The sequence below is a fragment of the Phocaeicola sp. genome (assembly GCF_048170425.1).
In the GTDB taxonomy this organism is placed as follows: domain Bacteria; phylum Bacteroidota; class Bacteroidia; order Bacteroidales; family Bacteroidaceae; genus Phocaeicola.
The window spans coordinates 1-3,807 of the sequence record NZ_DBEXBB010000320.1 but is presented as its reverse complement, the minus strand read 5'-3'; the positions used below and the strand labels follow the sequence as shown (position 1 = coordinate 3,807).

Sequence of the window (3,807 nt, the reverse complement as noted above, 5' to 3'; positions counted from 1 at the left end):
GGTCCTCCTGGCTGAGACAAATAAAAAACGAGTGTATCAGATAAGATACACTCGTTTTTTTATGATACCTGTGAAAGGTATGTATACAGTAAACTTTACAACTTTCTGTCAAAAAGACCGAACATCCCCGGTCCGCAAAGGGGTTACAAACTCATTAGCTGAGCATTACGTAACCCCAAATCATCGGGTCTCCCTTGAAGACCTTCTGAATGAAATTTTTCATCGTTTTCATGTTGTTACCCTTTCTTTTTAGTGAATAAAAACTTTAATACCTTAAATCTAAAACCTAATCTAAAAAATACGTCGTCATCCCGACGAGGTAAAAACAATCTTTTTAAATCCTATAACAATCTTTTTTCCTGGTAATCGTTGGACTTTCGTTCTTGATTACGCTGCAAAGATAGGGCTTTTTGGAATAGAATATATGTTTTACAACATGAATTTTCTATTTTTCGGTGTTTTATTGATGTAAATCAAAAAAATGGCCTTAAACGGAGTGTTTGGCAGCGCACTTGGCGCAGATACCTTTTACGATGTAGTTTACTTTTCGGGCGATGAAACCTTCGGGCAGGTCGATGTGCGGTATCAGGTCTTCGTTCAGGCAGTAGGTGTTCTGGCAGATTTCGCAATAGAAGTGGCAGTGGGCCTCTTCTTCGTGGCAGTGTCCGTGGTTGTGGCAGATACAGTATTTGTGTGAGCCGCTGCCGTCGTCCACACTGTGTATCAGGTGGTGCTCGTGAAAGAGTACGAGGGTGCGGAAGATGACCGACTTGTCGATGCTGTCGAGTTGCCTTTCCAATGTGCTCAGGCTGAACGTATCACTGTTCTGGGCAATGGCTTCATAGATGAGCAGTCGGGTAGAGGTGGGACGGATACCGGCCGATTCCAAAATGGGAGTATAGTCTTCAGTTTTCATAAAAAATGGATGCTTATCTGTTGACAGCAGCAAAGATAAGCATCCATTTTGGTAACCTGGTTGTTTTTCAGGCAGGTTTTTTAGTTGGCCAGTCCGAGCTTTTTCTTCATTTCCTTGCTCAGGGCATCCTTGTGCACAAGCACGTAGATGGTCTTGGCACGTACGTAGCTTTCCGACATGTTCAGGTAGCCGCCGAAGTCATTGCGGTCAGTTCCCCAGGAGTTCTTGGTGATGTAGTACTTCGTACCGTTCTGGTCTTTGGCAATGCCGGTGAGGTGCATCAGGTGGTCATCGGTGGTCACGAAAGATTCGTATCCTTTCTGGCGGATTTCGGGAGTTACCTTGACTTCCGGACAAGGATATTCAAACTTGAAGGCTTCGTTGAGTCTTTCCTGTGCATCCATACCTTGCCAGCGGGCAAAATCGGTGTCCTTCAGGTCTTCGGTCTTTCCGGTTTCCGGATTGATGGCTACTCCGTACTTGAAAGAGAAACCTTTCTCGCTGACGTCTCCATCCCAGCATACGGTATAGCCGTTTTTCAGCGCATAGTCTGTGGCTTCCATCATCTCATCCAGCGGAAGGTTGTACATCTTGGCATGTTCCCAGTTGTCGGGAATCTCTACTTCAAATGCCTGGTAGTAGGGCTTGTGGGTAAAGCTGGTCAGCATGACGTAGTCTTCGGGATGGATGTCCAGGCTCTGCGCGAAGGACTGCGGAGTGTATTCCTTGCCTTTGTAGGTAAACTTTTCAGGCAGTTCGCCCATGTAGATGTCGAACAGGCTCTTGATAAGCTTGTCGTATTCCGGACTGCGCTGGCGCATCTGGACTGCCTTTCCGGCAATGGCTTCCATGTAAGAGGTCAGTTCCTTGTGGTTGTGGGTAGGAGAGTTGTAGTTGATGCCGCTGTACACTTCTTCCGGCACGATGCCTGCCTGAGTGAAGGCCGTAAACCAGCTGGGGGAGATGCTACCCTGACCGATGTTGCCTTTTCCGTGGCGCAGGTAGTTGTCGTTCAGCTGGTTCATGTATTTCTGGCGTACAATGTACATTTCCGAGAGGTCGAATTCGCCTTTTCCCTGACGCAGGAGTTCGGCTTCGATGAAGGAAGTGGTGGCAAAGCACCAGCAGGTACCGGTGGCAGCCTGGTTCTTTACCGGCGTCACTTTCTGGTTGACTACGGTAGTAAACTGGTAGCCTTCGGCCTTGGGCTGTGCCTGAAGCGTGGCCGAAGCAAGAAGTAATGCAGAGATAAATGTAACTGTTTTCATATCTTTTTTATGTGTTTTTTACGTGTATATAATAAGGAATCAGAATCCGAAACGATAGTCATTCCAGTATTTAGCGGTCATTTCGTCCCAGCGCAGAAGAGTGGCTCCGATAAAGTCTTTGGTATAGTCGGTCAGATAAGCCCTGGCAGCCTCTTCCCCCTGGCTCTTGACCAGCTCGGCGTAGCGCTGTTCCACCATTGGCAGTTCTTCCAGTCCTTTTCTTTCAAAGTGGAGCAGGTTCTTTTCCAGCATCTTCCGGGCATTTCCCCATCTCACGGTAGCCAGCTTGTTGGCCTGGCGATAGTGCCACAAGGCAGCATCCAGGCGGTAGCGGTGGTTGCCGCAAATCTTGAACATTTCCGGCAGGTCGGTCGTACCGCAGAAGATGGGCACACGCGGACTCTGTCCGGGGTTGTCCATGCCAAACCAGCAGACACCTCCCACGGCATCCGGAAGCCAGTCGCGCAACTGGATGACGGTAGAATACGCACATTGCGGCACGGCCACGTTGCGGTTGGCTGTCACGGCGCCCTTTTGCAGGGCATTGAACAGCTGTACCTCGTCGGTGCGCATCCACGGGTTGGCACGCGGGCTGGTAATGGTGTCGGTCTTTCCGGTTTTCCTGTCCTTGACAGCCACCTTCAGGTTCTTCGTCACGCTCCATTCCGTGCCTTCGTACGTCTGGCGCAGGTAAGCCATCACGTCGGCATTGCTGATTTTCTTTTCCGGTTTTACACTCAGCGGCAGTTCCTCGTCGTCCATGCTAAGCTTGAGCGACGGAGCCAGTGTGCTCAGAATGAAGAACTCGCGGATGCTGAATGCCTGCATCTTGCCGAAATAGTTCGGACCACCGTAGGCTTTCCAGAACTTGAACGGTTCCTTGCCGTCCCACAGCTTGAGTTTCTTGGCTACGCTGAACACGTTTTCAGAAGCCATATAATTGCGCGTATCCTTCAGGTTGAGCGTGCTGATACGTGAGATATTGGCCGATACGCCCACTTCATCGTCGGGGATACGTACGGCAGCCCATACACCTCCAATCTGGTCGGGACCTTCGCCGAAGATTTCAAAGTGCCATACTTCCTTCGGGTCGGCAATGGTCAGACATTCGCCCGAATCGCCATAGCCGTATTCCTTCACCAGCTTGCCCATGAGCTGAATGGCATCGCGGGCCGTGGTGCAGCGTTGCAATGCCACGCGGGCCAGTTCCTCAATCATGAACATCCCTTTGGGATTCCGCAGGGTATCCCGTCCGCTGATGGTGGTTTCCCCCATGGCCAGCTGCTTCTCGTTCAGACACGGATAAGCCGTATCCAGAAAAGCGTAAGTATGCTTGGCTTGCGGAATCTGCCCTTTCACGGTCAGTTTCGTCTGGTCGTTGACCGATTCCGTGTGCATGCGTCCGTCGTAAATGTTCATAACCGTGTCGTTGGCAAAATCTGCTGCCGGTACTACGTTTACCCACGTACGGTACCAGCTGTCGCAGGTGTGGCTCGTCATGACAGAGCCGTCGGTTGAGGCCAGTTTCCCTACCATGATACTGGTACAGCAGTCCGGATCGCGCGGCAAAGTCTGTTGTGCCAATGAAAACTGAGAAAATGCAATCCCAAGAATAAATAAAAT

At 50.2% G+C, this 3,807-nt stretch carries 3 protein-coding genes; all 3 read right to left on the bottom strand.

All coding sequences use genetic code 11. The annotated features are described in order from the left end of the window. Positions 1 to 487: 487 nt before the first annotated feature. The 3 genes from ACMJ0U_RS12320 to ACMJ0U_RS12310 all read right to left on the bottom strand — a co-directional run bounded on the left by ACMJ0U_RS12320 (position 488) and on the right by ACMJ0U_RS12310 (position 3,807). On the bottom strand, positions 488 to 916 hold the full coding sequence (locus ACMJ0U_RS12320) for a Fur family transcriptional regulator (RefSeq protein WP_417130172.1): 429 nt from the start codon (positions 914 to 916) through the stop codon (positions 488 to 490). Positions 917 to 996: 80 nt separating this feature from the next. Then, positions 997 to 2,184 carry an aminopeptidase C gene (locus ACMJ0U_RS12315; RefSeq protein ID WP_417130171.1) on the bottom strand — a complete coding sequence of 396 codons (1,188 nt, stop codon included), beginning with the start codon at positions 2,182 to 2,184 and terminating at the stop codon, positions 997 to 999. Between the two features lie 39 nt (positions 2,185 to 2,223). Further along, positions 2,224 to 3,807 carry a dipeptidase gene (locus ACMJ0U_RS12310; RefSeq protein WP_417130170.1) on the bottom strand — a complete coding sequence of 528 codons (1,584 nt, stop codon included), beginning with the start codon at positions 3,805 to 3,807 and terminating at the stop codon, positions 2,224 to 2,226.

Coding starts and splice junctions, on each gene's coding strand:
- ACMJ0U_RS12320 (WP_417130172.1), bottom strand. CDS start 916: ATGAAAACTGAAGACTATACTCCCATTTTGGAATCGGCCGGTATCCGT.
- ACMJ0U_RS12315 (WP_417130171.1), bottom strand. CDS start 2,184: ATGAAAACAGTTACATTTATCTCTGCATTACTTCTTGCTTCGGCCACG.